This window comes from Nostoc sp., from assembly GCF_036917095.1.
GTDB lineage: Bacteria > Cyanobacteriota > Cyanobacteriia > Cyanobacteriales > Nostocaceae > Nostoc.
Map to the genome: position 1 here is coordinate 67,408 of NZ_JBALFH010000043.1, position 14,196 is coordinate 81,603.

Here is a 14,196-nt window from a genome sequence, read left to right on the forward strand (position 1 = left end):
CCTGCTTTATTTAATAGGCATCTCTCCTATTTTAGGAGGCTCAGTTGGCAGGAGGCAGGAGGCAGGAGTTAAAACTCCTCACTCCAACTCCTAACTCATCAGTTTTATGGCCCTAAGAATGCACTGCCAGTCCCCTGAAACATTAACCAAGAAAGAAAGAAGTTGCTAACAAATATAATTAGCAAAGCAGTCACAACAGCAGTTGTGGTTGACTGTCCTACACCTTTGGCTCCTCCTGTTGTTGTCAACCCCCAACTGCAACCAATTACGGCGATTAAAATACCAAAGCAACACGCTTTAATCATGGCGCTCAAAATATCCCAGATACCAAGAAAGTTACGGGCTGAGTCTAGAAATACCGTATCAGACAGGTTGTAGATATTTGTGGCAATTATTAATCCCCCTAACATCCCTGTTACCAAAGACAGGAGGGTTAAAATTGGTAGCATTAAACAGCAAGCAAGGACGCGGGGAATAACTAGATAATCGATTGGATCTGTTCTTAACATCAACATGGCATCGATTTGTTCTGTGACCCGCATAGTGCCGATTTCTGCTGCAAAGGCAGAACCAACTCGCCCGGCCAAAATCACTGCTGTCAACACGGGAGAGAGTTCTCGTGTCAAGGCGACAGAAAGCACTCCGCCGATAATGTTTCCTGCGCCAAAGTTGATAAATTCCCGGGCCACCTGAATCGTAAACACCGCACCAACGAAAATAGCCGTCAAGAGGGCAATAAATAGGGAATCTGGCCCAACTGCTGCCATTTGCTCTAAGGTGTTGCGCCGATGGATTTTGCCTCTCAATAGGTGAACTAGTACTTGCCCACCCAGAAAAATCGCCGCCAGCAACCGCTGACTCCATTCTCCTAAACTGGATTTGGATGTAGTCTGGTTCAATGTTCTGTAGCTAACTCGGTAACTGCCTTAAGAATAGCGGAAGTCATTGGGATAGGGAATGGGGAATGGGGAATTGACAAGAGGCAGAGGGGCGGGGAGCAGGGGGCAGGGGGAAAAACTCTTCTCCCTTGCTCCCTTATTTCGCTCATTTCCCCACACCCCTAAAGGGGCAGAATATTAACTTAGATTAAACATGTTCTCAGAAAATGAAGCTGTTATTAAACGTGCAGCAAACCAATAAATAGGTGTTAACTTGGGTTATAACCTTGATTTTGCAAGGGTTTTGTAGATTAAAATCATTTTTTATATCCCCAGCATATGCTGTAACTGGTAGCGGTTTATTTTAATGAAAACTTAAGATTTTTGACATATTGCCTGCTCAGGAGCGATCGCACGTATTGTAGAAAATGACAAACCGTTATCTGGCTCTTGTCATCTCTACTCACGGAGTTTGTGCTAAATGACTATTTTCACTAACTTTCTCCGCTCTTTACTACTTACGATTATTTTTAGTTTTGTTGCTCCCATATTCCTAATTGGCGGCGGACTGCTCCTTCTCTCTCTCATGGGCTACTTTCCTGGCTTACAAGAGTTAACTGAGGCGATCGCTATTCAGATTATGCATTTTCTCGCCACCTTTGGCACTGGAACCCCCCTACGCGGATTATTTGTGATTAGCTTGACCTGTAGTTTTGTCGGCTCACTGTTTGATATGTACGCTTATTATCGGTGTCAAATTTTACGAATAGATTCGTAAGTAGTGGAAATAAGTTTGTCAGGTGCTCAAAGCCTCTACAAGAGAGGAAAAAGTAATATTTCCAAAAATGAAAGGACTACTGGTTTTAACCTAGATAAGGATTAGTGTTTTTGAATGAATTTTTATTAATTAAATTCAGTGCCGAAGTTATTGATTAAATATTTATCATTCATTAGTTATTAATTATTGACAACTAATGTAGTTGCGCGTCTGTCGCCAGCTAATTTTCAAAAGGTCAAAAATATAGAATTTAAAGGGTTTTGGAATTTTGAATTCCGTAAAACAGCTAAAATAGTCTGTGCCAAATCATCACGTTGGACGCTAGACTAGAGTTTGGCATTTTGTGTTAGCTGCAATCTTTGAGAATATCAAATAAAACTAACTGGAAAATATAAAAATTTCCTTAAAATTATGATGGACACAATGCCTGCTCATGTTTCTTAACAGAGCAAAGCAGGTCGTCTGACCGCTGGGCATCTTATATTGAGTTTATTACGAGGTATGTTCACAGCTCATGATTTGGCCGTTTAAGCCCAAGTTTAGAAAACAAATTGCGCGGATTGAAATTACTGGTGCGATCGCCGGTGCTACTCGCAAACGCGTCCTAGAAGACCTGAAAACTGTAGAAGAAAAAAAGTTTCCGGCATTATTGCTGCGTATTGATAGCCCTGGCGGTACAGTCGGAGATTCTCAAGAAATTTACAGCGCCCTGAAGCGTTTGCGCGAAAAAATTAAAATCGTCGCTAGCTTTGGCAATATTTCGGCTTCTGGAGGTGTCTACATCGGTATGGGAGCCGAACACATCGTAGCTAACCCAGGTACGATTACAGGCAGTATTGGTGTGATTCTGCGTGGGAATAACTTGGAACGCTTGCTAGAAAAAATCGGTGTTTCCTTCCAGGTAATTAAGTCTGGCCCTTACAAAGACATTTTGGCTTTCGATCGGCAACTGACTCAACCAGAAGAAAACATCCTGCAAGAGTTGATTGACACAAGTTATCAGCAGTTTGTCCAAACGGTAGCTGATGGCCGTTCTTTAACAGTAGAAGCTGTGAAAAGTTTCGCCGATGGCCGGATTTTTACTGGACAGCAAGCCCTAGAGTTGGGTGTTGTAGACCGTTTGGGCACAGAAGAAGATGCCCGTCGCTGGACAGCAGAACTGGTCGGACTCGATCCAGAAAAAACTCTCTGCTATACCCTAGAAGAACGTAAACCCTTTTTGAGTCGCCTTGTACCAGGGAGTCGTCAGTTTTCATCAGGAATTGGGGCTGGTATTGATTGGCTCGAATTTGAAATGTCTACTAGTGGTTTACCGTTGTGGTTATATCGACCCTAGCTTGAGTTAGGAGCAAAGCCGGAGACGTTTCCGTTGCTCTGGTTATGAGTGAGGAGTTATGAGTTAAAAATCTTAACTTCTCATTCTCAACTCCTAACTTCTCACTTTTTTGTTTTAAGGAGGATTTTGGCGTGGAGTGGCAAATGCGGGCGATTCGCGGAGCAACAACCGTTTCAGAAAATACCGTTGAGGCAATGCGAGAGGTAGTGACTGAACTTTTAGATGAGTTGGAAAACCGGAACCAATTCCAACCGAGGGACATGATTAGTGTGACTTTCTCAGTGACACGCGATTTGGATGCGATTTTTCCAGCTGCGATCGCCAGAGCGCGTCCTGGTTGGGATAATGTGGCCATGTTGGATGTGCAGCAAATGCACGTCGAAGGCAGCTTACAGCGCTGCATTCGGTTCTTAATCCACGCCTATCTGCCAGCCTCCGCCTCAATTCATCATATTTATTTACGCAACGCCGCTAGCTTGCGTCCCGACTGGAGTTTGCCCCAGTCTTTACAAACATCACAGCCAACAGTTAAATCAAAAGTGTAAATTATTTACATCTAAGTCTAATAACTAGTTAGCGCTCAAGTTATTGTGTTGTGCCAGTATTAAATTAAGTAGTTGTGACCAATCATTTTTGCAACTCAAGCTGTTGATAAAGAACACATAAAACTGAAAAAATCTCAAATTTGAACCTTGTCAATCATGCCTAGAGTGACTGAGCTTCTAAATCAAATCGTTGAATTGGTGCAGCAGTACAACTCAGAAGAATGGCACAAAGTTAATTTAGATCCTGGATTAACTCCCAAACAAATTCAGAGCTATCTTGAGGGCAAATCCTTCACACTGCCGATAGAAATCATTGAACTTTACCAATGGCGCAATGGCACAGGTTATGGTTCTCTGTTCCCGTCAGCAGAGTCAGGTTATGACGAGCAAGAATTCTACTCACTGGCAAGCGCTCTGGAATTAGGAGAAGAATGGGAACAAGATTTTACTCCAATAGTTCATGTGCTGCCTTTATTTGGATTTGAGGGCACATATTACTGGACTGTTCTACCAGAAACGCAGCAAGAGCTTGCAACACTCTATGTTACTGATGAAGCTGACTTTGATACAAGTTCTCCTAACTATCCAAGTCTTACAGCAATGCTAGAGAAACAGATTAGGCGCTTAAAGTTTGTCTGGAAAATCGATTAAGCTTCCGGGCTAACCAGCTATTGCAGCCGAAGGACACAAGATTATCGGTGGTTAAAATTTGGGTCTTCTCTTAGTTACTGGTACCATAGAGAACTAAAGCGCGGGGTGGAGTGGGATCATAGCGAGACACAACGACCATAACATCCACATTGCGTGTGTTCGTTGTGAAAACGTCAGACAGGTTCAGCATTTTAAAGCGGTGTGTTAGGATGCGCCCAAAATCAAGATGTTGAGTTGTGAAGGGAATTTGCAATGAATCATCAAAAACAACTCAGTGCAATGCTTGTTCCGTTCTACTTAGGGGAGCAACATGATTCAGAAGGTCGGACAATTCAAGAGATGTGGACTTGGGATTTTGAACAATTGGAGTGTACCCATGATTACATTCAGTGGTTGTTCCCTTTGCCTGAGCGAAGCGCATTCAATTCTAATGCACCCATCGTTGATGAGGAAGTAATTCAAGCATTTCAAAGCAACCCACACCTACGTCAAAATTTGCTGCGTTCCTTCACAGTTATGCTTAAATTTTATGGGTTGCAACGCCACGAGAGTAATGACGGAAAAATACTTGTCAGCCAGTCAGAAGACTATCCGAATCGTAAACGCGAATGGGTCTGTACATTTGACCACAATTATCTTCGCATTACCCGGATCTTAAAGTGTTTAATAACATTTGGATTGGAGAATGAAGCCCAAGCATTTTATGAATGTTTGCGGCAAATCTACCGTGAGGATAGCGATCGCATTGGAGGTGAAACATTTCAGTATTGGACAATTGCAGTCAAACACAATGCGAGAATGTAACAATCTCGTTAAATGCCGATGGGATTGAGATGCTTTGCTGAGACTCGTAGCCTGATGTATTTTGAGGCTAGTATGAAAAGAATTTTAAACCAGTCCGAAGATGAAAGATTCTCCTATAGAAGAAGTTAATCCAGACATCGAAAGTATTGTGAGGGCAAACACTGCCTTCGCTCTTGATTTATATGAAAGACTTAAGCCAACGGAAAACAACCTATTCTTTTCCCCATACAGTATATCTTTAGCATTAGCTATGACTTACGCTGGTGCTCGTAAAGATACAGAAATGCAAATAGCTCAAGTTCTCCATTTCACATCGGGGCAGGAACAACTTCACCAAACATTTGCTTGCCTAGAAATGGAATTAAAAGCAGTACAAGATTGGTCAGGAATTCTGTTGCGAACTGCCAATTCCCTGTGGCCCCAAACAGGATACCCTTTGCTTAAAGAGTTTTTAAACCTCGTAAACAATTCTTATGGGGTGGTAGTTACTGCCGTAGATTATCAGAAAGATCCAGAAGCAGCAGAAAAGATTATTAATGCTTGGGTTGCAGAAAAAACTGAGGATAAGATTCAGAATCTGATTCCATCAAATTCTCTCAATGAATTGACGCGTCTGGTCTTAGTCAATGCCATTTATTTCCAAGGAGACTGGAAAAATAAGTTTGACAATACCCTTACAGAAACAGCTCCATTTTGGATAACATCTGCCAAAAAGATTCAAGTGCCTATGATGGAGCAGAAGGAGAGATTTGGGTACAAAGAAACCGAGGACTTACAGGTTCTTCAGTTGCCCTACGTTGGCAACGATCTATCAATGCTTGTTCTGTTACCCAAACAGATTAACGGACTGAGGGAACTTGAAGACAACTTAACCCTGGAAAATCTGGCGAATTGGGTAGAGGGACTTCAGGAGACAGAGGTTCGTGTATTTCTGCCACGTTTTAGAGTCAGTTCTCAGTTTCAATTAAATGAGACTCTGATTGCGATGGGGATGAGAGATGGTTTTGATAAAAATAAAGCTAATTTCTCTGGTATGGATGGCAGAGAAAATGGGTTCTGCATTGGAGCAGTTGTCCATCCATCAGGCTTTTGTTGATGTAAATGATGAGGGTACTGAAGCCGCAGCCGCAACAGCTATGGGGATGTTCAATTTGTTCTTGTCTGAGCAACCTTTACCAGTACCAGTTTTTAAAGTCGATTGTCCCTTCATCTTTCTGATTCGTGAGAGGATAACAGCGAGTATCCTGTTTCTTGGGAAAATAGTCAATCCTGAGAAGAGTTTGTAACCTTGGGCTAAATAATTGGGCAAGTTATGAGTATCCCAAGGCGAAATATTGTAGTTGCTTCTATGTTAAGGCATCTGCCAGCAAGCTAACTTTGAATAGTGTTTCAATATCAAGCTTCCTCTTGAATACCAAGGTTGACAATGAAGGCTAGCTTTGATATGAGGTACTTTTGTTAATTTACTGGTGCTAGCCATTCGTAGGCGTAGGAGCCGCCGTAGTAGGCATCGCTCTATGCAATAACTCTATTCTTTTTGGTGATGAAACCGAATTCCTAAAAAGATGTCGTAAACAAACTCAAAAAAGTCCTTTTTCTGCAACAATCCTGAAGTTTGATAACAGCCTTTTTCATCTAACAGGGGCTTCATGACATAGTATGCAGGCTGGTAATTATACCAAGGAATCGAAGGCCACAAATGATGAATTAAGTGGTAATTCTGTCCCATAATCAGAATATTGAGAACTTGGTTCGGGTAGACGCGAGCATTTTTCCAGCGATCGCGCTCCGCAAAAGGACGATGGGGCAAATAGTCAAAAAATAATCCCAGTGCTATCCCCACCACAAAAGCTGGTATAAACCAAAAATTCAGAATGTAACCCAAAAAGTTGTACTGCACTGATATATAAACAATTACACCGACAATTAAGCGGCTGATGAACCATTCTAATAGCTCATATTTACGCCACAGTCGCCGTTGAAAGAAAAACACCTCATGGTACAAAAATCGTACCGCAATCAGCCACAGCGGGCCACCTGTAGAGACATAATGATCTGGGTCGTCTTCCGGATGATTGACATGTCCATGATGCTGTAAATGTACCCGCGTAAATACAGGAAAAGCAAAAGCTAGCATCAATGCACTGCCATGCCCTAACATCGCATTAATCGTTCGGTTGCGATGGGCAGATTGATGACAAGCGTCATGAATTACCGTTCCAGCACAATGCAAGGCAATAGTGTTAACGCTAAAGCACAGCCAGTGCGGCCATTCCCAAAGCCAGTAACCAAAGTTAGATAACACCAGCATTGCTACAGCTACGAAAAATAGCAGTAGCGTGGGATTAAAATCACCAGGAGGCGCTAAAAATTCCTTGGGTGGGATTGTCAGTGGCTTTCGTGCCTCCGATGCGATCGTCTCCAACATTGTCTCCTTCTTAATCAAACATTACGAATATACGATAAATATTAGGGACGAATAAAGTTTTGTAAACTTTTGTATAGCAATATTTATCCACAGCTTTGCATATCAGCAGATGAATAACGCTATGATTCCAGACGAAGCCTAGTCTTTACTGATAAGTGGGGTATGAAAATTGGTAAGAAGTTGATGGGATAAACTCCTTTGTCGGAAAGATGGATACAAGATTGATGTACTATATCTAGTCTATCCCACAGCCCCCACTCTCCCATAAACTCTCTCTAACTGCTCATATCTGATATAGCAGTGACTGAAAAGGAGATGCCACTTAAGTTACTATGACTTCCCAGATAGCTCCCTAACTTCAGCCCCTATGCAATTAAGAGATTCTCTGCGCCGGACAAAAATTGTCGCTACTATTGGCCCCGCCACTAGCAGTCCTGAAATGCTTAAGGCGATTATTGAAGCGGGAGCCACGACGCTACGGCTAAACTTCTCCCACGGAACTCATGCCGACCATCAGCGTAGTATTCGCTTAATTCGGCAAACCGCTTTTGAACTAAATCAGCCAGTGGCTATTCTCCAAGACTTGCAGGGCCCAAAAATTCGCTTGGGGAAGTTTGATAACGGGTCTATAGTTTTGGCAAAAGGCGATCGCTTCACCTTGACAAATCGTCCGGTAGTGGGTACGCAGGAAATTAGTTGCGTCACCTACGATTATTTAGCCGAAGAAGTTCCAGTTGGGGCAAAAATTCTCCTCGATGATGGACGAGTAGAAATGGTAGTCGAGGAGATTAACCGAGACAAAGGTGATTTGCATTGTCGGATCACCGTGCCTGGAAAACTTTCTAACAACAAAGGCGTAAACTTTCCCGGCGTTTACCTGTCAATTAAGGCAATGACCGACAAAGACCGAGAGGATCTGATGTTTGGTCTAGATCAGGGTGTAGATTGGGTGGCACTTTCCTTTGTCCGCAATCCCCAGGACATGATCGAAATTAAAGAACTAATTTCTAGTACAGGCAAGCAAGTGCCAGTGGTTGCCAAAATTGAAAAGCACGAAGCCATTGAACAAATGGAGGCGATTCTGGCTTTGTGTGATGGCGTGATGGTTGCCAGAGGTGACTTAGGCGTGGAATTGCCAGCGGAAGATGTTCCAGTACTCCAAAAACGGCTAATTGCCACAGCAAATCGCTTGGGGATTCCCATCATCACTGCTACTCAGATGTTAGATAGCATGGTGAGCAATCCCCGTCCCACTCGCGCCGAAGTATCGGATGTGGCAAATGCGATTTTAGATGGCACAGATGCGGTGATGCTCTCCAATGAAACCGCGGTGGGTAGCTTCCCTGTAGAAGCAGTGGCGACAATGGCACGAATTGCCGAGCGGATGGAGCAGGAAGAAGCCCAACACTTAAACTTACGTTCTTCGAGAGATGCCCGACGCTCCATTCCCAATGCGATTAGTCAAGCTGTCGGTCAAATTGCCGAACAACTAGGTGCAGCGGCAATCATGACCCTAACGCAAACGGGGGCAACAGCTCGCAATGTCTCTAAGTTCCGTCCTCATACACCAATTTTGGCGGTGACACCCCATGTAAATGTGGCGCGGCAGCTACAGATGGTGTGGGGAGTCAAACCGTTGTTGGTGCTAGGATTACCTTCCACTGGTCAGACATTTCAAGCTGCGATTAACGTAGCTCAGGAACTTAAGTTGCTGTCTCAGGGAGATTTAGTAGTGATGACGGCTGGTACACTCCAAGGGATTTCTGGCTCCACAGATTTGATTAAGGTAGAGGTGGTGACGGCAGTATTAGGTCACGGAATTGGACTAGGACAAGGTTCAGTCAGTGGTCGCGCACGGGTAGCCAATACTGGTATGGATGTGAGTAACTTTAATCCCGGAGACATATTAGTTGCACCCCGCACTAGTGCCGATTTTGTAGAGGCAATTCGGAAAGCTGCCGGGATTATTACTGAAGATGAAAGTCTTACAAGTCACGCAGCAGTGATTGGGTTGCGTCTTGGCGTACCAGTGATTGTCGGCGTGAAGCAGGCAACGCAGGCGATTCGAGATGGAGCGATTATAACGCTGGATCTGCAACGGGGTTTGATTTACTCTGGGGCGGTGAGAACGGCTTAGAAGCAGGGGAGCAGGGGAGCAGGGGAGCAGGGGAGCAGGGGAGCAGGGGAGCAGAGGAGCAGGGGAGCAGAGGAGTTGTAGTAAGTTTTATCCCCTCTGCCCCTCTGCCCCTCTGCCCCTCTGCCCCTCCGCCTCTTCTGCCCTATACCCAATCCCTTTATCAAACAGTTGCGATCGCAGCCCCCAGCCATCCAGCAAAGTTTTGCTGCTGTGTGGAGTTAGGATAATCAACAGGCTTTACCTGATATCTAGTTGGACGTGGTGACGCCAGGGTGATGGAATAAGTACGGAGTTCGTCTTGGTGGAAAACTGCGACTTCGATTTTATCGTTTGGTTGGTAATCTTTCAGGCGATCGCTTAAGCCACCCGCAGTTATCTTAATCCCATCAATTGCTAACAACTCATCACCTGCATCAATTCCCCCTAGTTGTGCAGGTGAACCAGTCTCCACAAACTTAACTATCTCCCGCCCATTCTCTGTATTTATTCTCACGCCCAAGTAAGGTTCTTCCTGCTGTTCGGCTACCAACTGCAAGCCAAAGGGTTCCAAATACTGATTGAAAGGCAAATCTTCAGTACTATCAATGTAGCGTTTAAAGAAATCAGTCAAATCGATTCCGGCAACAGATTCGATAACTTCTTGCAACTGTTCTGGAGTATAGCCAATTTCATCTTTCCCAAATTGCTGCCACATTTTCAGCATCACGTCATCGAGGGAACGCTGATTGTTGTGAGTAGAGCGAATCAGCAAATCCAGCAATAACGATACCATTTCTCCTTTTAAATAGTAGGAAATTTGGGAATTACCGCTATTGGCATCGGGGCGATAAAGTTTTATCCAGGCATCAAAACTCGACTCGGAAACGGGTTGTACCTTCCGCCCTGGTGTTGTTTCATATCTGGTAATTTCCTTACCTAAGTTATTTAAATACGACTGAACATCATAAATTCCCGCCCGTAAAGGAATTAACAAGTCATAGTAACTAGTAGTGCCTTCACAAAACCACAATGATGGGGTGTAATTTTCTTGGTCGTAATCAAAAACCTCTAATGCTTTTGGGCGAATTCGCTTGACATTCCACAAGTGAAAGAACTCGTGTGCGACTAATTGCAGAAAGCGATCGTATTTTTCCTGAGCGCGAAACCCAAAACGCTGGTAAATTAAGGAGCAAGAGTCTTTATGCTCCAAACCGCCAAAAGCTTGGCTAAATAAATGTAGCAAAAACACATATCGTTCATAAGGCAAACCGCCGAACATCTGCGCTTCTACCTGGATAATTTTTTGAATATCAGCAATCAACTGCTGAATTTGGTAATTACCTTGCCCCCAGATTGCCAATTCGTGGGGTTTTCCTAATACCTCAAATTTATACAATTGGTGGCTACCAATCTCAAACGGAGTATCCACCAGAGTATCAAAATCGCCAGCTAAGAAAGTATTTGTTTCCTCACCAACGGGAGGTAAGGCAGTAGTTACCTGCCATTCCGGGTGTGGTGGTACGATGGTGACGCGAATGGGTTGTTTATCCCAACCTGGTATTCTAAAAAATAGTGCCGCACCGTTAAAATAACCGTGAGTAGTATCTAAGTGATTGGTTCGTACCGATAGCTCATTCGCAAAAATGCGGTAACGTACAGTTAATTCCGAAACACCTATTTTGTCTACCTGCCAGTGATTTTTACCGATCTTCCGCCAAGTTAAAGGCTTATCCTCTGCAAAAGCCTCAAAATCCTGTAAATTCTTGGCGTATTCCCGGACTAAATAGGAACCTGGTGTCCAAACGGGCAATTTTAAATCGAGCATCGGAGAGGAATAATCCACAAGGCGTAAAGTCACTTCAAACAGATGGGTTTCTGGTTGGGACATTGCCACCAGGTAATGAATCGTTGACCCAGTTTCCTCAACGTAGGTATTGGGACGAGTTGCGGTTGCTTCAGTCATCTTGTTTGCTGAGGTAATTGTTAATAAGCTACGCCCCACTGCGATCGCGGAGCATCTCATAGAAAAGACAGTAATTCGTAGTTAAGACCTTACAGATAAATCCGCTTACTCTCAAATAAAGATTACACTTTATTTATTTTCCATAACTAAAGTTATAGTACATAAATGCTACACGCAATTTGAGTACTTCAGCGATGTTTAATAGCTGCGATGTCTACGACGGGCTACGCCAACGCACCAAAAAACCGCACTAGTAAGGCCAAGTCAAAAGTAAGCTGGATAGTGCAGATTCTCCGATTGTAAAACCCATTTTGAAAATATAGTTTTCAGGTACAAACTGTAGATGCTCAAATATAATACCCGTATCCTTGACTTCTCAACAGAAGCCGAAGTTCCATCTAATGAGCATTTATCGAAAATTGAAAATCCATGACCCCTTCCGAGCTAAAAGCATATTTAGACAACCTTATCCGTAAAAACTTGCAAATTAGTACGATGATTTGGGGGCCTCCCGGCATTGGCAAATCAAGCATCGTCGGACAGATAGCTCAAGAGTATGATATCGACTTTGTGGATGTCCGCCTCAGTCAACTCGCGCCTACCGACTTGCGCGGTTTACCCGTTGCCGAAGATGGTATTTCCAAGTGGTATCCGCCAGAATTCCTGCCCCGTGGCGGTAAAGGCATCCTGTTTCTAGATGAACTAAATATGGCACCGCCAGCAATGCAGGGAGTCGCTCAACAGTTGATTTTAGATCGAAAAGTTGGCTCCTACGTTGTACCATCAGGTTGGTTTGTCTGGGCTGCTGGCAACCGTAAAGAAGACCGTGCAGCTGTATTTGATATGCCTGCACCTTTAGCAAATAGGTTTTTACATCTGGAGGCACAAGCTGATTTTGACAGCTTTAAAGCTTATGCCTTAGAAACAGGCGTACACGAGCAAATAATAGCCTTTCTTTCCTTTCGCCCTACATTATTGCATAAAATCGATCCCCAGCAACCCGCTTGGCCTTCACCTCGTTCTTGGGAAATGGCAAGTGCGCTACACCATGCAGAATTAGATATTACTCCGGCGGTGGGGGTGGCTACTGCGACTGAGTTTCAGGCTTTTATTCAACTCTACAAAACACTACCGAATCTGACACCTATTTTGGCAGGTAAAGGCGATCGCATTCCCTGGCCTCAAGAACCAAGTACTAAATATGCCACAGCAGTTGGTTTAACAGTGCGGGCTGCTGACGCAAACCAAGCTTACAACGCTTTTATTTGGCTAAGTCAAGTTGCAACAGCCGAATGGGTGCAGTTATTTGCAGTGGATTTATTTCGAGTCATGCGGAGTAGAGGACATCTGGGTGTTTTGGCGCAATTAGTCCAGAAAGACGCAAAATTACAGCAGTTTATGAAAGATTTTCAACAGCTAATGGGTTTGTAAGCGAGACAGAACAGATGAATAATGAAAATAGCTCCCGGATCATCAGTGCTTCTGTGCTGCGTTTGCGGATGAAGTCGCCATTTTTCGCTACCCTGGCATTGTTTGCTCGCTTCCTTCCTTCCCAGCAACTACCAACTGCTGCCACTGACGGTAAAGATATCTTTTTTAATCCAGAGTATTTGCTTTCTTTACCCACCGCTCAACAGGATGGACTGCTACTGCATGAAGTGTTACACGCTGCACTGCTTCATGTGCCGCGCCAGGGTGTGCGAGAAGCAGAACTGTGGAATATTGCCGCAGATATTGTAGTCAATGGCATTATTAGCCAACAGAGTGTATTTGAACTGCCTCCGGGAAGACTGCGAGAACCTAAGCTGGAGCATTTGAGTGTAGAAGAAATTTATGAATTACTGTTAAAGAATACTAATGATTCCGTAAAACTACTGCATCCCGATCTACTCAATGAAGCCCCTTTTGATGCCTCATCCTTTTCAGATGTGACTAACAATGACAGCAGAAATCAGGCAGGAGAGGCTCAGGAAGCAGGAAAGACAGCACACCTTAACGACTTTGCCCGTCCGACTGCTGAAACAAACAGCGATAGTCTGTCAGAAGCGAGAAAAGCAGCTTTAGAAGCACACTGGCGCAATGCTTTGCAACAAGCTGCTGTTATTGCTCGTACAGTTAATCAAGGCTTACTACCAGCAGGGATAGAACGGGAATTGGGAGCATTAACCACTGCTCACATTAATTGGCGTAGTTACCTTTGGCGTTATTTGGTACAGACACCTACAGACTTTGCAGGCTTTGATCGCCGCTTTATTGGGCGGAGACTGTATTTGGAAACTCTACAAGCAGAAAATGTCGAGGTATATGTAGCTGTAGATACTAGCGGTTCTATTGATAATGAGCAATTGTGGATGTTTTTAGGCGAGGTGCAGGGAATTCTGAGTGCTTATCCGCATTTAAAGTGTGAGCTTTATTACGTTGATGCTGAAGCTTACGGCCCCTACAAACTCAATCTCGATTTGACTCTGCCAAAACCCCAAGGTGGTGGTGGCACGTCATTTGTACCGTTTTTTGAGAAAGTCGCAGAAAGTTGGGATGGGCAAACTCAAGGCGTTTGTATTTATTTAACGGATGGTTATGGTACTTTCCCCGATCAAGTACCGGAATTACCTGTGTTGTGGGTGGTAACTCCTGGTGGTTTGACTTTGGAGGAGTTTCCTTTTGGGGAAGCGGTGCGGTTATTGTCGGTTTGAAAAA

At 43.9% G+C, this 14,196-nt stretch carries 13 protein-coding genes; 10 read left to right on the forward strand and 3 right to left on the reverse strand.

Annotated features, from left to right (window positions below):
• Nucleotides 1-104 precede the first annotated feature (104 nt).
• Nucleotides 105-899 (reverse strand): MlaE family lipid ABC transporter permease subunit, encoded by a 795-nt coding sequence (locus tag V7L01_RS24290; protein ID WP_335039232.1) that lies wholly within the window; start codon nucleotides 897-899, stop codon nucleotides 105-107.
• 460 nt (nucleotides 900-1,359) lie between these two features.
• Between V7L01_RS24290 and V7L01_RS24295 the strand changes: the two genes are divergently transcribed.
• From V7L01_RS24295 to V7L01_RS24325, 7 genes are all read left to right on the forward strand, one after another.
• Nucleotides 1,360-1,656 carry a hypothetical protein gene (locus V7L01_RS24295; protein ID WP_335039233.1) on the forward strand — a complete coding sequence of 99 codons (297 nt, stop codon included), beginning with the start codon at nucleotides 1,360-1,362 and terminating at the stop codon, nucleotides 1,654-1,656.
• Between the two features lie 514 nt (nucleotides 1,657-2,170).
• Nucleotides 2,171-2,992 carry a signal peptide peptidase SppA gene (sppA, locus tag V7L01_RS24300; RefSeq protein WP_335039234.1) on the forward strand — a complete coding sequence of 274 codons (822 nt, stop codon included), beginning with the start codon at nucleotides 2,171-2,173 and terminating at the stop codon, nucleotides 2,990-2,992.
• A 131-nt stretch (nucleotides 2,993-3,123) separates the two neighbouring features.
• On the forward strand, nucleotides 3,124-3,537 hold the full coding sequence (aroH, locus tag V7L01_RS24305; RefSeq protein WP_334883875.1) for a chorismate mutase: 414 nt from the start codon (nucleotides 3,124-3,126) through the stop codon (nucleotides 3,535-3,537).
• 156 nt (nucleotides 3,538-3,693) lie between these two features.
• Complete coding sequence (locus V7L01_RS24310) at nucleotides 3,694-4,188, forward strand: hypothetical protein (RefSeq protein WP_335039236.1); 495 nt, start codon at nucleotides 3,694-3,696, stop codon at nucleotides 4,186-4,188.
• Nucleotides 4,189-4,440: 252 nt separating this feature from the next.
• Nucleotides 4,441-4,992, forward strand: a complete 552-nt coding sequence (locus V7L01_RS24315; protein WP_335039238.1) for an opioid growth factor receptor-related protein — start codon at nucleotides 4,441-4,443, stop codon at nucleotides 4,990-4,992.
• A gap of 100 nt (nucleotides 4,993-5,092) precedes the next feature.
• Entirely contained in the window at nucleotides 5,093-6,088 is a 996-nt protein-coding gene (locus tag V7L01_RS24320; protein ID WP_335039241.1) for a serpin family protein, read from the forward strand.
• Entirely contained in the window at nucleotides 6,042-6,278 is a 237-nt protein-coding gene (locus tag V7L01_RS24325) for a serpin family protein (RefSeq protein ID WP_335039244.1), read from the forward strand. The genes V7L01_RS24320 and V7L01_RS24325 overlap by 47 nt, the downstream gene beginning before the upstream one ends.
• Nucleotides 6,279-6,520: 242 nt before the next feature.
• On the opposite strand, the gene crtR is transcribed toward V7L01_RS24325, so the two are convergent.
• Nucleotides 6,521-7,420 (reverse strand): beta-carotene hydroxylase, encoded by a 900-nt coding sequence (crtR, locus tag V7L01_RS24330; protein ID WP_335039246.1) that lies wholly within the window; start codon nucleotides 7,418-7,420, stop codon nucleotides 6,521-6,523.
• Nucleotides 7,421-7,787: 367 nt separating this feature from the next.
• Between crtR and pyk the strand changes: the two genes are divergently transcribed.
• Nucleotides 7,788-9,557, forward strand: a complete 1,770-nt coding sequence (pyk, locus tag V7L01_RS24335) for a pyruvate kinase (protein WP_335039248.1) — start codon at nucleotides 7,788-7,790, stop codon at nucleotides 9,555-9,557.
• Between the two features lie 160 nt (nucleotides 9,558-9,717).
• Here the strand turns inward: pyk and V7L01_RS24340 are convergent, their stop codons facing one another.
• Nucleotides 9,718-11,499 (reverse strand): M61 family metallopeptidase, encoded by a 1,782-nt coding sequence (locus tag V7L01_RS24340; RefSeq protein WP_335039250.1) that lies wholly within the window; start codon nucleotides 11,497-11,499, stop codon nucleotides 9,718-9,720.
• A 429-nt stretch (nucleotides 11,500-11,928) separates the two neighbouring features.
• Here V7L01_RS24340 and V7L01_RS24345 point away from each other — a divergent pair, with 429 nt between their 5' ends.
• Nucleotides 11,929-12,930: a MoxR family ATPase gene (locus tag V7L01_RS24345; RefSeq protein WP_335039252.1), complete on the forward strand. Its 1,002-nt coding sequence runs from the start codon at nucleotides 11,929-11,931 to the stop codon at nucleotides 12,928-12,930.
• A 14-nt stretch (nucleotides 12,931-12,944) separates the two neighbouring features.
• Nucleotides 12,945-14,192: a vWA domain-containing protein gene (locus V7L01_RS24350; protein WP_335039254.1), complete on the forward strand. Its 1,248-nt coding sequence runs from the start codon at nucleotides 12,945-12,947 to the stop codon at nucleotides 14,190-14,192.
• The last annotated feature ends 4 nt before the right edge of the window (nucleotides 14,193-14,196 follow it).

What these genes read in the sequence shown, in the direction of transcription:
- V7L01_RS24310 (WP_335039236.1), top strand. Translation starts at nt 3,694, where the DNA reads ATGCCTAGAGTGACTGAGCTTCTAAATCAAATCGTTGAATTGGTGCAG.
- sppA (WP_335039234.1), top strand. Translation starts at nt 2,171, where the DNA reads ATGATTTGGCCGTTTAAGCCCAAGTTTAGAAAACAAATTGCGCGGATT.
- V7L01_RS24345 (WP_335039252.1), top strand. Translation starts at nt 11,929, where the DNA reads ATGACCCCTTCCGAGCTAAAAGCATATTTAGACAACCTTATCCGTAAA.
- V7L01_RS24340 (WP_335039250.1), bottom strand. Translation starts at nt 11,499, where the DNA reads ATGACTGAAGCAACCGCAACTCGTCCCAATACCTACGTTGAGGAAACT.
- pyk (WP_335039248.1), top strand. Translation starts at nt 7,788, where the DNA reads ATGCAATTAAGAGATTCTCTGCGCCGGACAAAAATTGTCGCTACTATT.
- V7L01_RS24320 (WP_335039241.1), top strand. Translation starts at nt 5,093, where the DNA reads ATGAAAGATTCTCCTATAGAAGAAGTTAATCCAGACATCGAAAGTATT.
- V7L01_RS24350 (WP_335039254.1), top strand. Translation starts at nt 12,945, where the DNA reads ATGAATAATGAAAATAGCTCCCGGATCATCAGTGCTTCTGTGCTGCGT.
- V7L01_RS24295 (WP_335039233.1), top strand. Translation starts at nt 1,360, where the DNA reads ATGACTATTTTCACTAACTTTCTCCGCTCTTTACTACTTACGATTATT.
- V7L01_RS24325 (WP_335039244.1), top strand. Translation starts at nt 6,042, where the DNA reads ATGGGTTCTGCATTGGAGCAGTTGTCCATCCATCAGGCTTTTGTTGAT.
- crtR (WP_335039246.1), bottom strand. Translation starts at nt 7,420, where the DNA reads ATGTTGGAGACGATCGCATCGGAGGCACGAAAGCCACTGACAATCCCA.
- V7L01_RS24315 (WP_335039238.1), top strand. Translation starts at nt 4,441, where the DNA reads ATGAATCATCAAAAACAACTCAGTGCAATGCTTGTTCCGTTCTACTTA.